The organism is Streptomyces sp. NPDC051582 (assembly GCF_040681715.1).
In the GTDB taxonomy this organism is placed as follows: domain Bacteria; phylum Actinomycetota; class Actinomycetes; order Streptomycetales; family Streptomycetaceae; genus Streptomyces.
The window spans coordinates 19760-41017 of record NZ_JBFAZJ010000007.1 but is presented as its reverse complement, the minus strand read 5'-3'; the positions used below and the strand labels follow the sequence as shown (position 1 = coordinate 41017).

The 21258-nt window shown below is 71.5% G+C and carries 16 protein-coding genes; 6 read left to right on the top strand and 10 right to left on the bottom strand.

The genetic code is table 11. The features are described 5' to 3' along the window. The first annotated feature begins 25 nt into the window (after window positions 1–25). Window positions 26–1663, top strand: coding sequence for an ABC-F family ATP-binding cassette domain-containing protein (locus tag AB0M92_RS11825; RefSeq protein ID WP_366101967.1), 1638 nt, complete (start codon window positions 26–28; stop codon window positions 1661–1663). On the opposite strand, the gene AB0M92_RS11820 is transcribed toward AB0M92_RS11825, so the two are convergent. The 5 genes from AB0M92_RS11820 to AB0M92_RS11800 all read right to left on the bottom strand — a co-directional run bounded on the left by AB0M92_RS11820 (window position 1650) and on the right by AB0M92_RS11800 (window position 7879). Continuing rightward, entirely contained in the window at window positions 1650–2456 is an 807-nt protein-coding gene (locus tag AB0M92_RS11820) for an SDR family NAD(P)-dependent oxidoreductase (RefSeq protein ID WP_366101966.1), read from the bottom strand. The two genes, AB0M92_RS11825 and AB0M92_RS11820, sit on opposite strands and share 14 nt — an antisense overlap. A 14-nt stretch (window positions 2457–2470) precedes the next feature. Further along, window positions 2471–3685: an MAB_1171c family putative transporter gene (locus tag AB0M92_RS11815; RefSeq protein ID WP_366101965.1), complete on the bottom strand. Its 1215-nt coding sequence runs from the start codon at window positions 3683–3685 to the stop codon at window positions 2471–2473. Continuing rightward, window positions 3672–4175 carry a hypothetical protein gene (locus AB0M92_RS11810; RefSeq protein WP_366101964.1) on the bottom strand — a complete coding sequence of 168 codons (504 nt, stop codon included), beginning with the start codon at window positions 4173–4175 and terminating at the stop codon, window positions 3672–3674. The genes AB0M92_RS11815 and AB0M92_RS11810 overlap by 14 nt, the downstream gene beginning before the upstream one ends. Window positions 4176–4422: 247 nt before the next feature. Next, window positions 4423–6921, bottom strand: coding sequence for a Tex family protein (locus AB0M92_RS11805; protein WP_366101963.1), 2499 nt, complete (start codon window positions 6919–6921; stop codon window positions 4423–4425). Window positions 6922–7015: 94 nt separating this feature from the next. Continuing rightward, complete coding sequence (locus tag AB0M92_RS11800; protein WP_366101962.1) at window positions 7016–7879, bottom strand: hypothetical protein; 864 nt, start codon at window positions 7877–7879, stop codon at window positions 7016–7018. A gap of 304 nt (window positions 7880–8183) precedes the next feature. On the opposite strand from AB0M92_RS11800, the gene AB0M92_RS11795 reads away from it, so the two are divergent. Continuing rightward, on the top strand, window positions 8184–9689 hold the full coding sequence (locus AB0M92_RS11795; protein ID WP_366101961.1) for a M1 family metallopeptidase: 1506 nt from the start codon (window positions 8184–8186) through the stop codon (window positions 9687–9689). A 64-nt stretch (window positions 9690–9753) separates the two neighbouring features. On the opposite strand, the gene AB0M92_RS11790 is transcribed toward AB0M92_RS11795, so the two are convergent. Next, window positions 9754–10647 carry an oxygenase MpaB family protein gene (locus AB0M92_RS11790; RefSeq protein ID WP_366101960.1) on the bottom strand — a complete coding sequence of 298 codons (894 nt, stop codon included), beginning with the start codon at window positions 10645–10647 and terminating at the stop codon, window positions 9754–9756. 150 nt (window positions 10648–10797) lie between these two features. Between AB0M92_RS11790 and sph the strand changes: the two genes are divergently transcribed. Further along, entirely contained in the window at window positions 10798–11787 is a 990-nt protein-coding gene (sph, locus tag AB0M92_RS11785) for a sphingomyelin phosphodiesterase (protein WP_366101959.1), read from the top strand. A 52-nt stretch (window positions 11788–11839) separates the two neighbouring features. Here the strand turns inward: sph and AB0M92_RS11780 are convergent, their stop codons facing one another. Continuing rightward, window positions 11840–13486 carry a bifunctional aspartate transaminase/aspartate 4-decarboxylase gene (locus tag AB0M92_RS11780; RefSeq protein ID WP_366101958.1) on the bottom strand — a complete coding sequence of 549 codons (1647 nt, stop codon included), beginning with the start codon at window positions 13484–13486 and terminating at the stop codon, window positions 11840–11842. A gap of 55 nt (window positions 13487–13541) precedes the next feature. Further along, on the bottom strand, window positions 13542–15428 hold the full coding sequence (locus tag AB0M92_RS11775) for an AMP-dependent synthetase/ligase (protein ID WP_366101957.1): 1887 nt from the start codon (window positions 15426–15428) through the stop codon (window positions 13542–13544). A gap of 85 nt (window positions 15429–15513) precedes the next feature. Between AB0M92_RS11775 and AB0M92_RS11770 the strand changes: the two genes are divergently transcribed. The 3 genes from AB0M92_RS11770 (at window position 15514) to AB0M92_RS11760 (ending at window position 17710) form a co-directional block, all read left to right on the top strand. Further along, entirely contained in the window at window positions 15514–16239 is a 726-nt protein-coding gene (locus tag AB0M92_RS11770) for a MerR family transcriptional regulator (protein ID WP_366101956.1), read from the top strand. Between the two features lie 124 nt (window positions 16240–16363). After that, window positions 16364–16741, top strand: a complete 378-nt coding sequence (locus AB0M92_RS11765; protein WP_366101955.1) for a peptidase inhibitor family I36 protein — start codon at window positions 16364–16366, stop codon at window positions 16739–16741. 87 nt (window positions 16742–16828) lie between these two features. Continuing rightward, complete coding sequence (locus tag AB0M92_RS11760; protein WP_366101954.1) at window positions 16829–17710, top strand: hypothetical protein; 882 nt, start codon at window positions 16829–16831, stop codon at window positions 17708–17710. Window positions 17711–17797: 87 nt separating this feature from the next. Here AB0M92_RS11760 and AB0M92_RS11755 read toward each other — a convergent pair whose 3' ends face one another. Together AB0M92_RS11755 and AB0M92_RS11750 are read right to left on the bottom strand one after the other, a co-directional pair. Then, complete coding sequence (locus tag AB0M92_RS11755) at window positions 17798–19969, bottom strand: 3-hydroxyacyl-CoA dehydrogenase NAD-binding domain-containing protein (RefSeq protein WP_366101953.1); 2172 nt, start codon at window positions 19967–19969, stop codon at window positions 17798–17800. A gap of 53 nt (window positions 19970–20022) precedes the next feature. Continuing rightward, window positions 20023–21237, bottom strand: coding sequence for an acetyl-CoA C-acetyltransferase (locus tag AB0M92_RS11750; RefSeq protein WP_366101952.1), 1215 nt, complete (start codon window positions 21235–21237; stop codon window positions 20023–20025). Between the last annotated feature and the right edge of the window lie 21 nt (window positions 21238–21258).

Sequence of the window (21258 nt, the reverse complement as noted above, 5' to 3'; positions counted from 1 at the left end):
GCGGCGCGGATAGGATCGACGCACCATGACTGCAACCCTCGTCGCCAAGAACCTCACCGCCGCGCACGGTGAGCGCACGCTCTTCGCCGATCTCGACCTCGTCGTCGCCCCCGGCGACGTCATCGGCCTCGTCGGCGTCAACGGCGCCGGAAAGTCCACCCTGCTGCGCCTGCTCGCCGGCCTGGACACCCCCGAGACCGGTGAGCTGCGGCTCTCCCCGCCCACCGCCGCCGTCGGCCACCTGCCCCAGGAGCCGGAGCGGCGCCCCGAAGAGTCCGTACGGGACTTCCTGGCCCGGCGCACGGGCGTCGCCGCCGCCCAGGCGGCGCTGGACGCGGCGACCCAGGGCCTGGTCGACGGGACCCCGGGAGCGGACGACGCCTACGCGACGACCCTGGACCAGTGGCTGAACCTCGGCGGCGCCGACCTCGACGAGCGCGCCCAGGAGGTCGCCGACGAGCTGGGGCTGGCCGTCGGCCTGGACCTGCCGATGACCGCGCTGTCCGGCGGCCAGGCGGCCCGCGCGGGCCTCGCCTCGCTGCTGCTCTCGCGCTACGACGTCTTCCTGCTCGACGAGCCGACCAACGACCTGGACCTGGAGGGCCTGGAGCGTCTGGAGCGGTTCGTGAAGGGCCTGCGGGCGGGCACGGTCGTCATCAGCCACGACCGCGAGTTCCTGACCCGCACCGTCACGAAGGTCCTCGAACTCGACCTGGCGCAGCAGCAGATCAACCTCTACGGCGGCGGTTACGACGCCTATCTGGAGGAGCGCGAGCGGGCCCGTACGCACGCCCGCGAGGAGTTCGACGAGTACGCGGGCAAGAAGGCGGCCTTGGAGGGCCGCGCCCAGATGCAGCGCAACTGGATGGACAAGGGCGTGCGCAACGCCCGCCGCAAGGCGAGCGACAACGACAAGATCGGCAAGAACCTGCGCGGCGAGTCCAGCGAGAAGCAGGCCGCCAAGGCCCGCCAGACGCAGCGCGCCATCGAGCGGCTCGACGTCGTCGACGAGCCCCGCAAGGAGTGGGAGCTGCGCATGGAGATCGCGGCGGCGCCGCGCTCCGGCTCCGTCGTCGCCACCCTGAACGAGGCCGCCGTGCGGCGCGGGGACTTCGCCTTCGGCCCGGCCAGCCTGCAGATCGACTGGGCGGACCGGGTGGCGATCACCGGCGCCAACGGCGCGGGCAAGTCCACGCTGCTGGCCGTGCTCCTCGGGCGCCTGGTGCCCGACTCCGGTGCGGCCACGCTCGGTTCGGGCGTACTGGTCGGCGAGGTGGACCAGGCCCGCGGGCTCTTCCTCGGGGACGAGCCGCTGCTGGAGGCCTTCTGCGCGGCCGTCCCGGACACCGAGCCGGCCGAAGTGCGGACCCTGCTGGCCAAGTTCGGCCTGAAGGCGGCGCACGTGCTGCGCCCGGCGGCCACGCTCTCCCCCGGCGAGCGCACCCGGGCGGCGCTGGCGCTGCTCCAGGGCCGCGGGGTGAACCTGCTGGTGCTGGACGAGCCCACGAACCACCTGGACCTGCCCGCGATCGAACAGCTGGAGGCGGCGCTGGACGCGTACGAGGGCACCCTGCTGCTCGTCACCCACGACCGCCGGATGCTGGACGCGGTGCACGTGACCCGCCGCCTGGAGGTCGCGGGCGGCAAGGTCACCGAGCTCTAGCGGGCACCCCCTGGGGGGTGCCCTGCGGCTGCGGCGCGCGCCGCTTGCGTGCGAGCCGGGCGGCCACGAAGCCGCGCGGCAGGTGCCGGACGGCGAGCGCGTACGCCTGGTAGCGGCGGCCGGTGATGCTCACCGGCCGGCGCAGGGCCAGGTCCCTGAGGGCCTTGGCCACCACGGCCTCGGGGTCCAGCCACACCGCCTCGCGCAGGGAGCTGACGTCCATCCCGGCGCGCGCCTGGAACTCGGTGCGGGTGAAGCCCGGTACCACCGCCAGCACCCGGATCCCGTACGGCTCCATGTCCACCCGCAGGGATTCGCTGAACGCGGTGACCCAGCCCTTGGCGGCCCCGTACGTCCCGGTCGGCAGCAGCCCGGCCACCGAGGACACGTTGACCACCGCGCCCCGGCGGCGCTCGCGCAGCCCCGGCAGCACGGCGTGGGTGAGCCGCAGCGGAACCTTCACCAGCAGGTCGAGCAGCCGCTCCTCGTCCTCGACCGGGCTGTACGGGAACGGCGCGGACAGCCCGAAGCCCGCGTTGTTGACCAGGATGTCCACGGGCCGCCGCCGGTCGGCGAGCCGCTCGGCGACCGCCGCGCAGCCGTCCGCGTCCAGCAGGTCGGCGGTGAGCACCTCGCTGGCCGTGCCGAACTCCCGGCCGAGCTCGCCGGCCACGGCTTCGAGGCGCTCCTTGTCACGGGCGACCAGGACGAGTGCGCAGCCCTTGGCCGCGAAGCCGCGGGCGAAGGCCGCGCCCAGCCCGGCGCTGGCCCCGGTGATCAGAACGGTGGTCACGAGAGGTCACTTCCTTACGGGGTGTGCGGGCGCTGCGGGGTCGGGGGCAGCGAAGTGAAGTCCGTGGTCGACGGTGATCCGTAGGCCTGGGCCACGTCGACCAGGAACCGGGCCTCGTCGTCGAGGTCCCCGCCCTCGGCCGAGGTCTGCATCGCGGCGGGCAGCTCCCACGCCGCGTCCTCCCCCGGCTGCCCGGGCCGTCCGGCCAGCTTCGCCTGCCGGGCCTCCTTCAGTACGCAGGCCAGCGCGGCCGCGGTGCGCCGCTGCTCGGGGATCCCGTGCCCGGTGACGTGGCTGCGGGCCAGCTCCGGGACGCCCGGGGCGACGTACTCGCCGAGGATCAGGATCGCGTCGCGGGTCTCGATCACCTTGCGGTACACCAGCAGGTTGCGCGGTACGGGCGGCCACAGCAGCTCCACGACCCGCCCGGCCCGCGGCTTGGTGAGGGCGACGTGCGGGACGGCCTGGACCAGGTCGTGCCACAGCGGCCACAGCCGCCAGGCGGTGGCGATGTCCGAGCTCGTGCGGCGCAGCGTGAACAGGGTGGGCACCAGGATCGCGGCGGCCCGCAGCAGTCCGTGAAGGTTCATCATCAGCGGCAGCGCGGGCATCGCCCAGGTGCTGGCGAACAGGGCCTTGAGCAGGTACACGAACCAGAACAGGCCGGCGAGCGCGGTGCCGAGGCCGAACAGCCGCAGACCGGCGGCGAGGCCCCGGCTCTCGGTGCGGCGGCTGTAGCGCCAGCAGAGGGCGACGCAGGTGGTGTTGGCGAGCAGGTGCGCCGAGATCAGGAGCAGCCAGTACCCGAGGGAGGGCACCGGGTCGCCCTGCGCCGGGATGGTGTGCGCGGTGTGCGCGGGGGCGGCCGTGTCCAGCACGACGAGGGTGGTGAGCCAGGCCGCCGTACCGGTCCAGGAGGCGAGTTGGAGGGCCCGGCCGCCGGTGGCGGCGGCGACGAAGTAGAGCACGGTGCCGGCGGACAGCACGCCGATGAGGTTGCGGACGAGACCGACGGAGTGCGCGTAGTGCGGGTCGCGCATCGCGTACGTCACGACGTCGGGCAGGTTCAGGGTCATCGCGGCGGCGGCGGTCGCGACGGCGAGCCACAGGCCGCGCTGTTGCGGGGAGCGCAGGGCCGCCGGGGCGCGGAGCAGGACCGCTGCCCAGAGGCAGACGACGCTGGGCACGGCGAGCGAGTCGCCGAAGGCCGTGAGGTCAGCGGCGTCCATGGCTCCCCCGCCCGTAGCCCATGGCCGATTCCAGCCAGGCGAGGGTGCCGCGGGGCGCGGCGGCCGACTGCGGGCAGGGGCCCGTCGTACGGATGCGGATCATGCTGGCCAGCATTTCCGCTTCCTGCTCCTGGCTGGTGGTGTAGTTGGTGCGCCCGAGGACGACGGGGACCTGGCCGTCGTTGTCCTCGGCCTCCAGCGAGTTGTGGCCGAACAGGATGTGCCCGAGCTCGTGGAGCACGATGTGCTCGCGGTGCAGCGCGGTGGTCTGGGCCTCGTAGAACACGAAGTCGACGCTGTCGGTGCCCACCCACAGCCCGCAGACCCCGGATTCCGCGGCTTCCTTGGGGAGCGGGTGCAGATGGATGGGGCGGCCCCGCTGCTCGGCGATCCGGTTGCACAGCCCTTCGATGGAGAAGGGATGCGTCAGCTCCAGATGGCCGAGAATCTTCTCGCACCGTTTACGGAGGCTGGGTTGCGAGTGGGGCATGTGATCCCTCTTCGGACCCTTTCGCGGGCAGCGTCGGTAGGCGTGCGTGGGCGTGGGCATGGCGTCCTGTGCCTTCAAGGCGGCCTCGTGGAGTGGGGTCCTGAGGGGAGAAACGGAAGCCCGTTCGCCACTCGGCGAACGGGCGTTCCACCATGCCTACAGATCTTGTACGGGAATTCGCAAGATGCGCGCCCGGGTGGGGTGCCTATTCGGCCATCCCCGAAAAGCCCCAGCGGACACGTGTGCCTCAGCGCTTGCGGCGCTCCTCGGGGCCGCCGGTGAGACCGGCGCGGCGCAGGGCGTCCGCCATCGCGCTGTTGGCGGGGGCCGGGGATCCGCTGCCGCCCTGACCGCCCTGGCGCTGGCCGCCGCCGCCCTGGCGCTGACCGCCCTGGCGCTGACCGGCGCCGCCCTGGCCGCGGCCCTGACCGCTCTGGCCCTGGCCCTGGCCCTGGCCCTGGCCCTGGCCGCCTTGACCTCCGCCGCGCTGCTGCGGGGGACGGCCGCCGCCGCGCCGCTCCTGGCGGTCCTCGCGCTGCCGGGGAGCGGCGCCCGCCGTACGGTCGGCCTCGTCCTCCAGCCGCAGGGTCAGCGAGATCCGCTTGCGCGGGATGTCGACGTCCAGGACCTTCACGCGGACGATGTCGCCCGGCTTGACCACGTCCCGCGGGTCCTTGACGAAGTTCTTCGACAGCGCCGAGACGTGGGCCAGTCCGTCCTGGTGGACGCCGATGTCGATGAACGCCCCGAACGCGGCCACGTTCGTGACCACGCCCTCCAGGATCATCCCGGGCGCCAGGTCGCCGATCTTCTCGACGCCCTCCTTGAAGGTGGCCGTCTTGAAGGCCGGCCGCGGGTCGCGGCCCGGCTTCTCCAGCTCGCGCAGGATGTCCGTGACCGTCGGCAGGCCGAAGGCCTCGGTGACGAACTGCTCCGGCCGCAGCGAGCGCAGCACGCCCGTGTTGCCGATCAGCGCCGCCACGTCACTGCCGGCCGTCTTGGCCATGCCCCGGACCAGCGGGTACGACTCGGGGTGCACGCTGGAGAGGTCCAGCGGGTCGTCGCCGCCGCGGATCCGCAGGAAGCCCGCGCACTGCTCGTACGCCTTCGGACCGAGCCTGGCCACGTCCTTGAGCGCCTTGCGGCTGCGGAAGGGGCCGTTGTCGTCGCGGTGGGCCACGATGTTCTCGGCGAGCCCGCCGCTGATGCCCGACACCCGCGAGAGCAGCGGCGCGGAGGCGGTGTTGACGTCCACGCCGACGCCGTTCACACAGTCCTCGACCACGGCGTCGAGCGAGCGCGAGAGCTTCACCTCGGAGAGGTCGTGCTGGTACTGGCCGACGCCGATCGACTTGGGGTCGATCTTGACGAGCTCGGCGAGCGGGTCCTGCAGGCGGCGGGCGATGGACACCGCCCCGCGCAGCGACACGTCCATGTCCGGGAGTTCCTGCGAGGCGAAGGCCGAGGCCGAGTACACGGAGGCGCCCGCCTCGGACACCATCACCTTGGTGAGCGCCAGCTCGGGGTGGCGGGTGATCAGGTCCCCCGCGAGCTTGTCGGTCTCGCGCGAGGCCGTGCCGTTGCCGATGGCGATCAGCTCGACCGCGTGCTCCTTGGCGAGGCGGGCCAGCTTGACGAGGGACTCGTCCCACTTGTTGGCGGGCACGTGCGGGTAGATCACGTCGGTCGCGACGACCTTGCCGGTGGCGTCGACGACGGCGACCTTCACGCCGGTGCGGAAACCCGGGTCCAGGCCGAGGGTGGCCCGGGTGCCGGCGGGCGCCGCGAGCAGCAGGTCGCGCAGGTTGGACGCGAAGACCCGTACCGCCTCGTCCTCGGCGGCCTGGCGCAGCCGCATCCGCAGGTCGATGCCGAGGTGCACCTGGATCTTCGTGCGCCAGGCCCAGCGGACGGTGTCGGCCAGCCACTTGTCGCCGGGGCGGCCGCGGTCGTTCACCCCGAAGCGGCGGGCGACCATGCCCTCGTACGTGGACGGGCCGGGGGTCGCGGCGTCATCGCGGTCCTCGGGCTCCAGGGTGAGGTCGAGCACGTCCTCCTTCTCGCCGCGCAGCATGGCGAGCACGCGGTGGGAGGGCAGCGCGGTGAAGGGCTCGGCGAAGTCGAAGTAGTCGGCGAACTTGGCGCCCGCCTCCTCCTTGCCCTCGCGGACCTTCGCGGCGAGCCGGCCGCGGCCCCACATGCGCTCGCGCAGCTCGCCGATCAGGTCGGCGTCCTCGCCGAAGCGCTCGGTGAGGATGGCGCGGGCGCCCTCCAGGGCGGCCGCCGCATCGGCGACGCCCTTGTCGGCGTCGACGAACGCGGCCGCTGCGGCGGCCGGTTCCACCGTCGGGTCGGCCAGCAGGCCGTCGGCGAGCGGCTCCAGGCCGGCCTCGCGCGCGATCTGCGCCTTGGTGCGCCGCTTGGGCTTGAACGGGAGGTAGATGTCCTCCAGCCGGGCCTTGGTGTCGGCCGCGTTGATCCGGGCCTCCAGCTCGGCGTCGAGCTTGCCCTGCTCCCGTACGGAGTCCAGGATCGCCGCGCGCCGGTCCGCCAGCTCGCGCAGATACCGCAGCCGCTCCTCAAGGGTGCGCAACTGGGCGTCGTCGAGCATCTCGGTCGCTTCCTTGCGGTAGCGCGCGATGAACGGCACGGTGGAGCCGCCGTCGAGCAGCTCGACGGCGGCCTTGACCTGCCGCTCCCGTACGCCGAGCTCCTCGGCGATCCTGCCTTCGATGGACATCGTCACGATCGGGTCCCGCCTGCCTTCGTTTGCACTGGAAGGCTGCCAATTGTGGCAGGTGGCGGTGACGGGGGCCGGGAGCCCCGCGCCCCGGCCCGCGTCAGGCCTTGCCGAAGGCGTCCGCGGGGAAGGCGCCGGCGGTGACGGCCTTGCCGACGAATCCGCCTCCGAGCTCGGCGAGGCGGGCCAGTCCTTCGGCGCCGAGGTGCTCGTAGGGGGCGGCGTCGAGGCGGTCGGTGTCGGCTTCGAGGCGCTCGCGTACGGCCGCGCCCTCCTCGGTGAGTTCGCCTCCGGCGTCGAGGATCCCGCGCTCGCGCAGCCGGTCGGCGGCGGCGTCGAGGTCGGACTGCTCCCAGCCGCGGATCGCCTTGATCCACTTCGGGGTCATCCCCCGGCCGGTGGCGGTGTGGCTGACCAGGGCCTCCAGCGGGTCCAGTCCGGCGAGCAGCAGTGCGGCGAGGTGTCCGTCCCCGCGGTGCTCGCGCAGCAGGGTGGTGGCGTGCCAGAGGCGCAGGTGCGGCTCCTCGGGTACGGGGAGGTCGGCGTGGGCGGCGTACAGGGGCCGGGCGTGCCGGGTGCAGCCCTCGGCGGCGCGCAGGGCGAGGCCGGCGGCCTCGGCGAGCTCGGGGGATGCGATGGCTTCGTCGCCGAGGAGCCTGCGCAGGGTGCTGTCGGCCGCGCGCAGGCGGGCGTCCAGGGCCTGTTCGGGGGTGATCGTGTCCCAGACGGCGGGCAGGTGCCGGGCGACGAAGTCGTGGCGGTAGTTGTAGAAGGTGGCGGTGACCGTGCCGGGCCCGACGGCGCCCATGGCGGCGGAGCGGGAGGCGAGGTTCACGGCGGGCCGCTCGGTGACCCCGAGGGCCGCGAACTCCTTGCCCAGGTCGGGAGAGAAGTAGATGGTCGCGTGCAGCGGGTTGATCGCCGCATGCCAGCAGTTGCGGGCGGCGCGCGCAGGAATCGTCATGCCGGTCAGATTACCGACCGCTCAGTATGCCGGGTAGGCCGAGTCCCGGCCGCCGTGCACGTGATCGAGCCGACCTCCGGTTTCCGGCCTTCTTCCGGGCGCCCCGGCGGCGGAGAAGGGTCGTTCGCGCACCCGAACGCGGCTCCTCGGGACGGTGATCCCGGGGTGCGGGCCCCCGGCCTGTGACGGCCGAATGGCGATCGTGTGACACCGGGGCCATGGACATGACGTAGCGCGGCGGGCCTGAATACGGTCGGACGACAGCCGTTGATCAGAACTGCCTCCCTACCCCTTGGAGCTCTTCGTGCACCGCAAAGTCATCGCCCCGAGCGTCCTCGCCGCCTCCCTCCTGCTGGTGATCCCGGCGTCGGCGGCGAGTTCGGTCCAAGGGGCCCCGGGTATCGGCGACCCCTACTACCCGGCCAGCGGCAACAGCGGGTACGACGTGTCGCACTACGACCTGCGCCTGCAGTACCAGCCCAAGACGGACCTCCTGGAGGGCACCGCCACCCTCCTGGCCACCGCCAAGCAGGACCTCTCCCGCTTCAACCTGGACTTCGGCCTGAAGGTCAGCGAGATCCGGGTCAACGGCGCCAAGGCGAAGTTCGCCACGTCCGGGGACCACGAGCTGGAGGTGACCCCCGACCGGCCGCTGAAGAAGGACACCCCGGCTTCGGTCGTCGTCAAGTACGCCGGAAAGCCGTCGGAGTTCAAGATCGACGGCTGGTCGGCCTGGCAGCGCACCCCCGACGGCGGGGTCGCCGCGCAGGAGCCCGATTCGGCCGTCTGGTGGTTCCCGAGCAACGACCACCCGCTCGACAAGGCCACCTTCGACATCTCGGTCAACGTCCCCGACGGCACCCAGGCCATCAGCAACGGCGTGCTCCAGTCGCAGAGTTCCCGGCTGGGCTGGACCCGGTACAACTGGCGCTCGAACAAGCCGCAGGCCACGTACCTCGCCACCCTCGCCATCGGCAAGTTCGACGTCACCACCGGCCAGACGGCGAGCGGTCTGCCGATCCTCAACGCGTACAGCAAGGACCTCGGCGACAACGCGGGCGCGGCGCGCGCGAGCGTGGAGAGGACCGGCGAGGTCGCCGAATGGCTGGAGGGGGTCTTCGGGCCGTACCCCTTCAACTCCGTCGGCGGGTACGTGCCCAACGTGCCCTCCAGCTTCGCCCTGGAGACGCAGACCCGGCCGTTCTACAGTCCGAAGCAGTTCGCGAACGGTGCCAACGTCTCGGTGGTCGTGCACGAGCTGGCCCACCAGTGGTACGGCGACAGCGTCTCCGTCGACGGCTGGAAGGACATCTGGATCAACGAGGGCTTCGCCCGCTACAGCCAGTGGCTGTGGTCGGAGAAGGAGGGCGAGGGCACCGCGCAGGAGCTCGCGGACTGGACGTACGGACTGCGTGCGGCGGACGACCCGTTCTGGCAGGTCAAGCCGGGCGACCCGGGTCCGGACAACCAGTTCCACGGAGCCGTGTACGACCGCGGCGCGATCGCCTTGCAGGCGCTGCGCAACGAGCTCGGCGACGAGACGTTCTTCAAGATCCTCAAGGGCTGGCCGACCGAGCGCGCCTACGGCAACGCCAAGGTCGGGGACTTCGTCCGGTACGCGGAGAAGATCTCGAACAAGCCCCTCGCGCAGCTCTTCGAGACCTGGCTGTACACCCCGGGCAAGCCGGCCTTCGCCCCGCCGGCCGCCGCGGCCGAGACCGCCCGGTCCCTGCGGGCCCCCGCGGCGAAGCCGGTGGAGCCGAAGTCCTGGAAGAAGATCGCCGAGACGAACACGATCCACGAGCACTGAGTCGCGGGGCGCGGCGCCGCACCGCACTGCACCGCGCGTACGAGGCCCTGCGCGCCGGCGCCCCTCAGGGGGTGCCGGCGCGCCACCGGGCCCGGGCCGCCCGCGCGACGGGCAGGTACCGCAGGCGCTCCGGCAGCAGCGGTACGAGGAGCCGCACGGCCGTGCTGAACCTGCGGAGCCTGCGCTCCTGGGCCGGGCTCCACTCCAGCCCGATGGCGGCGCGGGCCTCGGGCGGCATGTAGCCGACGGTGACGAACGCCCGGAAGCGCAAGAACGCCGCACGCAGCACCGGCCAGGTGAGCCGCAGCAGCAGCCGCACCGGCAGGGAACCGCCCGCGGGCCTCGGCAGCCGCGTGTCGGTGGCGATCAGCTCGCGGGCGACCTTGGTCGGCTCGATCTCCTCGGCCAGCATCCGGCGGTAGTAGACCCAGTACTCCTCGATGGTCTGCGGCATGTCGCGGTCCTGTATGCCGAGGATCCGGCCCACCTGGAGCCATTCCCGGTACAGCCGGCGCTCCTGGGCGGGGGTGAAGCGGCGCATCAGGTACCGGCCGGCGTACACGTAGATCGGGAAGCCGGTGGCGTGCACCCAGGAGTAGCAGGCGGGGTCGAGGGAGTGGTAGCGGCGGCCACGGGTGTCGACGCCCTGGATCTCCTTGTGCAGGCGGCGCACCCGGCGGCCCTCCTCGGCGGCCTCCGCCCCGCCGTACACCCACAGCTGGACCGAGCGCAGGGAGCGCTCGCCGCGCCCCCAGGGGTCGGTGCGGAAGACGGAGTGCTCGTCGACGCCGGCGCCGATCGCGGGGTGGGCGACCTGCATGGTGAAGGCGGCGGGCAGCATCAGCAGGGCGCGCACGTCGCCGGAGATGGTCCAGAGCACCCCGCCGGGGGCCGGCGGCTCGGGATCGGGGCGGCGCGCTGCCTTCGGTCCGGGTTCGGGGAGCTCGGTCTCTCTCATGGTTCCAGTATGCGAGTGCTGAAGGTTCGGGTTGCGGGGGCCAGTCGTCCGCTGCCGGACAGAAAGTCTTGTCACGGGTGTTACCCAGAGGTAACCGCGACTGCTTGGATGACGGAGTCGATCTCCCCCTGCAGGAATGATGGAGACCTCATGCTGCACACCAAGCTCAGCCGCAACCGCGCCGCCGTCACGGCCGTTGCGGCGATCGCCGTCGGCGCACTGGCCGCCACCAGTGCGCCGGCCGCCTCCGCCGCCCCGAGCGCGGCGGCCCCGCGGCTCAGCGTCCTCACGTACAACACGTTCCTGATGAGCAAGAACCTCTACCCCAACTGGGGCCAGGACCACCGGGCTTCGGAGATCCCCAAGGCGTCCTTCTTCCAGGGTCACGACGTGGTCGTGCTCCAGGAGGCCTTCGACAACGGCGCCTCGGACGCGCTGAAGGCGAACGCCTCGGCGCAGTACCCGTACCAGACCCCGATCGTCGGCCGCAGCAAGAGCGGCTGGGACGCCACGGGCGGCGCGTACTCCTCCACCACCCCGGAGGACGGCGGCGTCACGATCCTCAGCAAGTGGCCGATCGTCCGCAAGGAGCAGGTCGTCTACAAGGACGCCTGCGGCGCCGACTGGTGGTCCAACAAGGGCTTCGCGTACGTGGTGCTGAACGTGAACGGGACCAGCGTCCACGTGGTCGGCACCCACGCCCAGTCCACCGACCCGGGCTGCGGCTCCGGCGAGGCGGCCGACATGCGCGCCCGCCAGTTCAAGGCGATCGACGCCTTCCTGGACGCCAAGAACATACCGGCGAACGAACAGGTCGTCGTCGCGGGCGACATGAACGTGGACTCGCGCTCCCCCGAGTTCGCGTCCATGCTGGCCAACGCCGACCTGGCGAACTCCGACTCGCGCACGGGCCACCCGTATTCGTTCGACACCGCGCAGAACTCCATCGCGAACTACCGCTACCCGACGGACCCGCGCGAGGACCTGGACTACGTCCTCTACCGCAAGGGCAACGCGCGCCCGGCGGGCTGGGAGAACAACGTGGTCAAGGAGCAGTCGGCGCCCTGGACGGTCTCCAGCTGGGGCACCTCGTACACGTACGCCAACCTCTCCGACCACTACCCCCTGATAGGCCGCTAGCCCACCCACCCCCGGGCCCCCGCCGCCGACGCGCTGCCGGGGGTGCGGGGGGCTACGTCGAACGGCGCCATTCCGCCGCGTACTCCTCGAAGATCTGCCTCAGGTGGTGTCCGACCTTCAGGTAGTCCAGGTCGTCGAGGTTGGCCAGGGAGACGCGGACCGACCACTGCGGGCCGTCGAAGCCGCCGCCGCCCAGGAGGACGACCGAGGTCTGTTCCGCCAGGCGCAGCAGCGGGTCGACGGGCTCGTAGTTGGCCTCCAGGAAGTCCGCGAAGGCCTTGCCGTGGACGCGTTCCGCCTCGGCCAGCAGGTCGAGTTCGACGTAGTACGCGGCCCGCCGGTCATCGTCGGCGATCTTCATCCGGGCACCTTCGAGCAGCAGGCCGAGCCGCCGCCGGACGATCGCGCGGACGCGCTCCTTGTACGCCTGGCCCTCCTCCAGCAGGTCGAACAGCGAGAAGAGCACCATCAGCGCCTGCTGCGGCGGCGAGAGTCCGGCCGTGTGGTTGAGCGCCACCGAGCGGGAGTCCGCGACCATCCGGTCGATGAAGCGGATCCGCTCCGGCTCCAGGCTGAGCGAGCCGTACCGCCGGGCGAGCCGCTCCCGCTGCTCGCGCGGCAGCTCCCCGAGCATCTCGTCGATGACGTTGTCCTCGTGCAGGCCGATGACGCCGAGCCGCCAGCCGGTCGCCCCGTAGTGCTTGGAGTACGAGTACACCAGCAGGGTGTTGCGGGGCAGTTCGGCGGCGAGCGAGCGGAAGCCGGGCACGAAGGTGCCGTACACGTCGTCGGTGACGATCAGCAGGCGCGGGTTGGCGGTGGCCACGATCTCCTTGATCTGCGCCGCCACCCGGTCGCTCAGCGCGAGCGAGGGCGGGTTGCTCGGATTGACCAGGCAGACCAGTCTGACCTCCGGGTCGGCCAGTTTGGCGACCTCCTCCGGCGGATAGCGCCACTGGCGCACACCCGTCTCGGCGAACAGGCTCGCGCTGACGCAGACCACGTCGAACTCGTAGGTTTCGAGCCCGGGGATCTCGATGTACGGGGTGAACACCGGGGTCATCAGGGCGATCTTGTCGCCCTTGCGGAGGATCCCGTTCTGGACGAGCGAGTCGAAGACGTAGCACATCGCGGCGGTGCCGCCCTCGGTGGCGAACAGCGACAGGCGGTCCACGGCCGGCCGCTCGCCGAAGATCTCGAAGTCGAGGTAGCCGCGGACGATCTGCTCGGCGTGCACCAGCATCCGGTCCGGAACCGGGTAGTTGTCGCCGATCACGGCGTCGGCCAGCTCGTGCACGAGGGCGTCCTTGTCGAACCCCCACCGCGACAGCGCGTACGCGACGCACGCGGCGAGGAGCTCGGTGCCGGGCAGCTCCGGGTGACGGCGGATCCACGAGTCGAACCGCTTCCCGATCCCGTGGCGCTCCGGCATCCCGCCGAGGTCGTCCGCCGTCCAGACGCGCCGGGACTCGTCGAGGGCGAAGTAGCCGAGGGCGTGGAAGGCCTCGCGGGGGCCGGTGGCGATCCAGTTGGGGTTGCCGCGGCCCGCGTTCAGCATGGCGCGGGCGGTGGTGTCCTTCTGGCCCGGCTCGCCGGCCTGGGCCTCCTGGGCCAGCCGGATGAACCTGTCCTTCAGCTCGAACGGGCTGAGCCGTGCGAGGGACTGGATCTCCTCGCGGCTGAAACGGGTCTCCGGCATCCTCCCAGCCTCGTCCGGCGGGCGCCGGCGCGCCCACCGGACGGGGCCATCCGGGCTACGCCTGCGCGCCCCGGTGCGGCTCCTCGTGCGACTCCTCGTGCGGCTCCTCGTACGGGTCGGCGTACGGGTCGGCGTACAGCGCCTCGATCAGGGCGCCGTACTTCTCCCGGACCACCCGGCGGCGCAGCTTCAGCGACGGGGTGAGCTCGCCGGAGGCGGGGCCCCATTCCCCGGTCAGCAGCCGGTACCGCTTGATCTGCTCGGTCCGGTTGAGCCGGGCGTTGGCCGCGTCGACGGCGGCCGCGATCTCCGCCCGGACGGCCGGGTGCTCCGCGAGCGCGGCGAGCGGGCCGGGCTCGATGCCGCGGGCCGCCGCCCAGGCCGGGGCCACCTCCCCGTCCAGCACCAGCAGGGCGACGAGGTAGGAGCGGCCGTCGCCGTGCACCAGGGCCTGGCCGATCAGCGGATGCTCCTTGACGGTGTTCTCCACCAGCGCCGGCGACACGTTCTTGCCGTTCGAGGTGATGATCAGTTCCTTCTTGCGGTCGGTCAGCCAGAGGAACCCGTCCTCGTCGAGCCGGCCGACGTCCCCGGTCGGGAACCAGCCCTCGGCGTCGTGCGCACTCTCCACCGAACCATCGGACCGCAGGTAGCCGGCGAAGACGGTCGCGCCGCGCGTGAGGATCTCCCCGTCCTCGGCGAGGCGCAGCTCCAGCCCCTCGATCGGGCGTCCCACCGAGCCCAGCCGGAAGGCGTCCGGGCTGTTGATCGTGCACACGCCCGAGGTCTCGGTGAGCCCCCAGGCGTCCATGATGGTCAGCCCCCAGCCTGCCCAGAACCGGACCACGTCGATCGGCATCGGCGCGGTGGCGCTGGCCGTCCACACCAGCCGGTCCAGCCCGGCCAGGCCCAGCAGCGGGTCGAGCACCTGCTCCTTCGCCCGGGCGTACGAGGCTTCGAGCGCTGCCGGGATCCGCTCGCCGCGCTCACGGTGGCCGGCCCGGGCGCGGGCGAGGTCGTTCGCGGCCTCGATGGACTCCCGCTGCGCGGCCGGAAGCTGTGCGAGCACGGCCCGTACGGACGCGGCGAGCTTCTCCCAGACCCGGGGCACCCCGAAGAACTGCACCGGGTGCAGTTCGCGTACGGCGGCCCCCACGGCGGCCGGGTCGGCGACGAGCCGGACGTGCGCGGCGCGCAGGAGCGGCAGGTAGATGCCGAGGATCCGCTCGGCGATGTGCGCGAACGGCAGGTAGCAGATGTGCTCGGCGTGCTCGGGCAGGTCCGTTCGCCCGTCGATGCGGACGGCCTGGAGCATGATGTTGCGGTGGGTCAGCCGTACGCCCTTGGGGTCGCCGGTGGTGCCGGAGGTGTAGACGACGGTCAGCGGGTCCTCGGGGCGGGTCTCCTGCCAGGCCTTCTCGAAGGCGTCGGGGCGGTGGCCGCGGGCGCCGCTCGCGTGCAGGGACCCGTACGTGCGGTGCTGACCCGCCTCGGCGGCCTCGGCCACGACCAGCCGCTCCAGGGGTATCCCCCGGTCCGCGAGCAGCGGTTCCCAGCGGGCCAGCTCACGGGCACCTTCGAGGACGGCGACGCGGGCCCGGCTGTGGCGGGCGATGTGGGCGATCTGCTCGGGCGCGGAGGTCCCGTACACGGTGACGGGGACGGCGCCGAGGTGGACCAGGGCGAGGTCGGTCAGCCAGTGCTCGGGGCGGTTGCCCATCATGATCAGGACGTGTTCGCCGCGCTCTATCCCGAGGGCGGCGTAGCCGGAGGCGAGGACGGCGACCTTGCGGCGGACCTCGGTCCAGTCGAGGGTCGTCCAGCCGGCGCCCTCCCGCCAGGAGAGGGCGGGGAGGTCGCCGTGTTCGGCGGCGTTGCGGGCCAGCAGGGCGGGGATCGTGAGCTCTTCGGGTCGTCCGGGCAGTCGCAGTTTCATGGTCATGGGCAGCTCCTGGCCGTTTCACATCGTTGGTGCGACAGCAATACTGTTGAACCCAAGCTGTGGAGCAGAGAGCGAGGCGCAGACGATGGCCGACCAGGCACCCGAGCCGATGCTCACCGTCGACGAGCTGGCGGCCAGGGCGGGCGTCACCGTGCGCACCGTTCGTTTCTACAGCACGCGCGGGCTTTTGCCCCCTCCCGTGATCGGCCCGCGTCGGGTGGGGCACTACGGGCCGGAGCACCTGTCCCGGCTGGCGCTGATCGAGGAACTCCAGCACCAGGGCATGACGTTGTCGGCCATCGAGCGGTATCTGGACGCGCTGCCCGGTGATCTGAGCGCGCACGACCTGGCGATCCACCGGGCGATGGTGTCCAGTTGGGCTCCGGACGCGCCCCTGGAGGTGTCGCGCGAAGAGCTGGAGAAGCGGGCGGGGCGGAGCCTGTCGGACGCCGACGTGCTGCGGCTGACGGCGATGAACGTACTGGCGCCGGCCGCCGAAGGCTTCCGGGTCGACGTGGGGCTGCTGCGGCTGGGGGTGGCACTGCTGGACGTACCGATCGCGTACGAGACGATCCTGGCGGCGCGCACGGTGCTGCTGGAACACGCGCGGACCGCGGCGCACGAGCTGACGGCGCTGTTCCGGGACGAGGTGTGGGGGCCGTTCACGCGCGGCGAGAGCGATCCGGAGCGGGTGGAGTCGATGAAGGCGCTGTCCGCGCACATGCAGCCGATGGTGGTGCAGGCGCTGGTGACCGCGTTCCAGCGGTCGCTGAAGGAGGAACTGCGGGCGGCGTTCGTCTCCGGGGAGTGACCCGGTGACGAACGGGTCCCGGAGCCCCATTGCGCCCCAACTCCGCGCCCGATTGGTGTTGTTGAGAACCCCTGCACCGTCACCTATGGTTGGCATGGACACCACGACACAGGGGGATGGGCCCATGCGCATGAAGCGTTCCGTAGCACTCCTGGCCGCCGCGGCCGGTGTAACACTCGGAATGGCCACTCCGGCGAGTGCGTATGCGTGCCAGACCGGCTACTTCTGCTTCTACTACAACTCCAACCAGGCCGGCGCCCGGTTCATGACGGACGTCAACGTCCCCAATCTCGCCGGTGAGACCTTCAGCACGATCGCCACCGGCGAGGGCCAGCCGGTGAAGAACAACGCCGCGTCCACCCAGAACGCTTCGAGTTACTGCTACCGGGTGTACTACAACTCGAACTACTCCGGTCCGTCCGACACCGTCGCGGCCTATTCGTCCCGGAACCTGTCGAACACGTACAACGACAACGCTTCCGTCAGAGCCATCATTTGCTGAGCACCGGCGCCTGGATCGAAGAAGGGTGTCCCGCAGTCGCCACGGCGGCTTCGGGGCACCCTTCCTCGTCGTCAGCAGAGGAATCCCGTGAAGTCCTTCTCCCCTTCCTCCACCGCGTGCGCGGGCGTGGCACTGCTGCTGCTCCCCCTGTGCGCGTGCTCGGCCGGCGCGTCCGGCCCGCGGGGATCCTCCCCCCGCTCCGGCGACACCCCCGGCCCGGCCCCGGTGCACCGGCTGGATGACAGCAAGGCCCTTGAGCTGCCCCTGGACGCGTACCTGCTCACGACACCCGATCTGGAGACCCTCTCCAAGGGGCGCGACGCCCTCGTGCAGCGGTGCCTCGCCGCGATCGGCGCCCCTGCCGCCCCCGCACCACGGGGAGGCGTGAGAATCGGGACCAACGAGCGGCGCTACGGCCTGGCCGACGCGGAACTCGCCAAGGCCCACGGATATCACGTGCCCGAGGGAGACCAGCCGGTCGAAGACTATCCAGCGGCCGCCATTGCGCTCATCAAGGGCGAGGTCACCACGTACGACGGCAAACCGGTACCCGAAGGCGGGTGCGCGGGCGAGGCGCGGCGCGAACTCCACGACGACGAGCTCCAGCAGGCCCTGGGCCCCGTGCAGCAACTCGACATGGAAAGCTACGTGAAGTCGCAGAAGGACCCCGCAGTGGCGGAAGTCAGCGCAAAATGGTCGAAATGCATGAATGAATCCGGGCACAGGTACCCCGATCCCGTCGCCGCGATCAACGACCGGGAATTCGCCTCCGCAGCGCCGAGCGGCCACGAGAAGGACGTCGCACTCGCCGACGTCCTGTGCAAGCGGAAGGTGAATCTGATCGGCGTGTGGTCCGGAGCCGAGAGCGCATATCAACGGTCTTTGATCACGTCGAGATCGAGTGTTCTGGCGGCGCAGCTCCTGGCCAAACAGAAAACGATGTCGATCGCGAGGGCCGCGGTCCGCTGAAAGCGGAGAAGTCGGAGAAACCAGAGAAGGCGGAGAAAACGGGGAAGGCGGGCCCGCAGGAACAGGACCGCCTTCCCCGCGACCGCGCTAGTCGGCGTACGTCTCGCCGCGCTCGGCCTTCGCGACGAGCGAGGCCGGCGGGGTGAACCGCTCGCCGTACTGGGCCGCCAGCTCACGGGAGCGGGCGACGAAGCCCGCCAGGCCGCCCTCGTAGCCGTTGATGTACTGGATGACGCCACCGGTCCAGGCCGGGAAGCCGATGCCCATGATGGAGCCGATGTTGGCGTCGGCGATCGAGGTCAGCACGCCCTCGTCGAGGCAGCGGACGGTGTCCAGGGCCTCGGAGAAGAGCATCCGCTCCTTCATGTCGACGAACGGGATGTCCGCGTCCGGCTTGGCGAAGTGCTCGCGCAGGCCCGGCCAGATGCCGGCGCGCCTGCCGCTCTCGTCGTACTCGTAGAAGCCGGCTCCGCCACTGCGGCCGGGGCGGCCGAACTCGTCGACCATCCGGTCGATGACGGTGTCCGCGGGGTGCGCGGCCCACGTGCGGCCCTCGGCCTCGAAGGCCTTGCGGGTCTCGTTGCGGATCTTGCGCGGGAGGGTGAGCGTCAGCTCGTCCATCAGGGAGAGCACCTTGGCCGGGTAGCCGGCCTGGGCCGCGGCCTGCTCGACGGAGGCGGGCTCGACGCCCTCGCCGACCATCGCCACGCCCTCGTTGATGAACTGGCCGATGACGCGCGAGGTGAAGAAGCCGCGCGAGTCGTTGACCACGATCGGGGTCTTGTTGATCTGCCGTACGAGGTCGAAGGCGCGGGCGACGGCCTCGTCGCCGGTGCGCTCGCCCTTGATGATCTCCACGAGCGGCATCTTGTCGACCGGCGAGAAGAAGTGCAGTCCGATGAAGTCGACGGGGCGCGAAACCCCCTCCGCGAGGCCCGTGATGGGCAGCGTGGAGGTGTTGGAGCAGAGCAGCGCGTCCGGGGCGACGACGTCCTGGATCTCCTGGAACACCTTGTGCTTGAGGGAGGTGTCCTCGAAGACGGCCTCGATGACGGCGTCGCAGCCCGCCAGGTCGGCGGCGTCGGCGGTCGCGGTGATCCGGGCGAGCAGCTCGGCGCGCTGGGCCTCGGTGCTGCGGCCGCGGGAGACGGCCTTGTCGAGCAGCTTCTCCGAGTACGCCTTGCCCTTCGCCGCGGCCTCGGCGGTGACGTCCTTCAGCACCACCTCGATGCCCGCGCGGGCGCAGGAGTACGCGATGCCCGCGCCCATCATGCCGGCGCCGAGGACGGCGACCTTGGTGACCCTGCGCGGCTCGACGCCCTGCGGGCGGCTGCGGCCGGCGTTGACGGCCTGGAGGTCGAAGAAGAACGCCTGGATCATGTTCTTGGCGGTCTGCCCGGTGACCAGCTCGGTGAAGTAGCGGGCCTCGATGGTCAGCGCGGTCTCGAAGTCCACCTGGGCGCCCTCGACGGCGCAGGCCAGGATGTTGCGCGGCGCCGGGTACGGGGCGCCGTTCAGCTGCTTCTTGAGGTTGGCCGGGAAGGCCGGGAGGTTGGCGGCGAACTTCGGGTTCGACGGGGTGCCGCCCGGAATCCGGTAGCCGGGCTGGTCCCAGGGCTGCTTCGACTCGGGGTTGGCGTCGATGAAGGCGCGGGCCTTGGCCAGCATCTCCTCCGGGGTGGCGGCCAGTTCGTGGACGAGGCCGTTGTCGAGGGCGCGCTGCGGGTTGTACTGGGTGCCCTGGAGCAGGACCTTGAGCAGCGCGTCGGCGATGCCCATCAGGCGCACGGTGCGGGTGACGCCGCCGCCGGCCGGGAGCAGGCCGAGGGTGACCTCGGGCAGCCCGATCTTGGAGCCGGGGGCGTCGAGGGCGACGCGGTGGTGGGAGGCGAGGCAGATCTCGTAACCGCCGCCGAGGGCCGCCCCGTTGATGGCGGCGACGACCGGCTTGCCGAGGGTCTCGATGCGGCGCAGCGAGCGCTTGATCTCGGTGCCGGTGTCGAAGGCGAGCTGCGCGTCCTCGGGGCGCAGACCGATCATGTCCTTGAGGTCGCCGCCCGCGAAGAAGGTCTTCTTGGCGGAGGTGTAGACGATGCCGCGGATGGAGTCCTTCTCGGCCTCGGCGCGGTCGGCGATCGCCGCGATGGAGTCCTTGAAGGCCTGGTTCATCGTGTTGGCGGACTGGCCCGGGTCGTCGAGGATCAGGGTGACGACGCCGGTCTCGTCCTGTTCCCAGCGGATCGTGGTGGACTCGCTCATGTTTCTCGCTGCTTCCGTGTCGGGGAGGAGGTCTCGGGGATACAGGACGGGGTTCAGAGGCGTTCGACGATGGTCGCGACGCCCATGCCGCCGCCGACGCAGAGGGTGACGAGCCCGTAGCGCTTGTCCTGGCGCTCCAGTTCGTCGATGACGGTGCCGAGCAGCATCGCGCCGGTGGCGCCGAGCGGGTGGCCGAGCGCGATGGAGCCGCCGTTGACGTTGACCCGGTCGAGGGTGATGCCCATGTCCTTGACGAAGCGCAGGACGACGCCGGCGAAGGCCTCGTTCATCTCGATCAGGTCGATGTCGTCGATGGTCAGGCCGGCCTTGGCGAGGGCCTTGCGGGTGGCCGGGGCGGGTCCGGTGAGCATGATGGTGGGCTCGGAGCCGGAGACGGCGGCCGAGACGATCCGGGCGCGGGGCGCCAGTCCGTTGCGCTCGCCCGCCTCGCGGGTGCCGATCGCGACGAGCGAGGCGCCGTCGACGATGCCGGAGGAGTTGCCCGCGTGGTGGACGTGGTCGATCTTCTCGATCCAGTGGTACTTCTGGAGGGCCACGGCGTCGAAGCCGCCGAGGTCGCCGATGTCCGCGAAGGAGGGCTTGAGCTTCGCGAGGCTGTCGGCGGTGGTGCCGGGACGGACGAACTCCTCCTGGTCCAGAACCACCAGGCCGTTGCGGTCGGTGACCGGGACGACGGACTTGGCGAAGCGGCCCTCCTTGATGGAGGTCGCCGCCCGCTCCTGGGAGAGGGCCGCGTACTCGTCGACGTCGCGCCGGGAGAAGCCCTCGATGGTGGCGATGAGGTCGGCGCCGATGCCCTGGGGGACGAAGCCGGTGTCCCAGTTGGTCATCGGGTCGTTGAACCAGGCACCGCCGTCGGAGGCCATGGGGACGCGGGACATGGACTCCACGCCGCCCGCGAGGACCAGGTCCTCCCAGCCGGAGCGGACCTTGGCGGCGGCCATGTTGACGGCCTCAAGGCCGGAGGCGCAGAAGCGGTTCTCCTGTACGCCGGCCACCGTGTCCGGCAGCCCCGCGGCGATGGCCGCGATCCGGGCGATGTCGGAGCCCTGGTCGCCGACCGGGCCGACGACGCCGAGGACGATGTCGTCGATGGTGGCGGGGTCCAGGCCGGGGTTGCGCTCGCGCAGGGCGTTGATGAGGCCGACGACGAGGTCGATCGGCTTGGTGCCGTGCAGGGCGCCGTTGGCCTTGCCGCGGCCGCGCGGCGTGCGGATCGCGTCGTATACGTACGCTTCGGTGCTCACTGGTCAAGCCTTTCGGGGAGG

Excerpts from the sequence above, each read along its gene's own strand:
- AB0M92_RS11815 (WP_366101965.1), bottom strand. The coding sequence starts at position 3,685 with ATGGACGCCGCTGACCTCACGGCCTTCGGCGACTCGCTCGCCGTGCCC.
- AB0M92_RS11780 (WP_366101958.1), bottom strand. The coding sequence starts at position 13,486 with ATGCCGGAGACCCGTTTCAGCCGCGAGGAGATCCAGTCCCTCGCACGG.
- AB0M92_RS11775 (WP_366101957.1), bottom strand. The coding sequence starts at position 15,428 with ATGACCATGAAACTGCGACTGCCCGGACGACCCGAAGAGCTCACGATC.
- AB0M92_RS11810 (WP_366101964.1), bottom strand. The coding sequence starts at position 4,175 with ATGCCCCACTCGCAACCCAGCCTCCGTAAACGGTGCGAGAAGATTCTC.
- AB0M92_RS11755 (WP_366101953.1), bottom strand. The coding sequence starts at position 19,969 with ATGAGCGAGTCCACCACGATCCGCTGGGAACAGGACGAGACCGGCGTC.
- AB0M92_RS11790 (WP_366101960.1), bottom strand. The coding sequence starts at position 10,647 with ATGAGAGAGACCGAGCTCCCCGAACCCGGACCGAAGGCAGCGCGCCGC.
- AB0M92_RS11765 (WP_366101955.1), top strand. The coding sequence starts at position 16,364 with ATGCGCATGAAGCGTTCCGTAGCACTCCTGGCCGCCGCGGCCGGTGTA.
- AB0M92_RS11800 (WP_366101962.1), bottom strand. The coding sequence starts at position 7,879 with ATGACGATTCCTGCGCGCGCCGCCCGCAACTGCTGGCATGCGGCGATC.
- AB0M92_RS11770 (WP_366101956.1), top strand. The coding sequence starts at position 15,514 with ATGGCCGACCAGGCACCCGAGCCGATGCTCACCGTCGACGAGCTGGCG.
- AB0M92_RS11825 (WP_366101967.1), top strand. The coding sequence starts at position 26 with ATGACTGCAACCCTCGTCGCCAAGAACCTCACCGCCGCGCACGGTGAG.
- sph (WP_366101959.1), top strand. The coding sequence starts at position 10,798 with ATGCTGCACACCAAGCTCAGCCGCAACCGCGCCGCCGTCACGGCCGTT.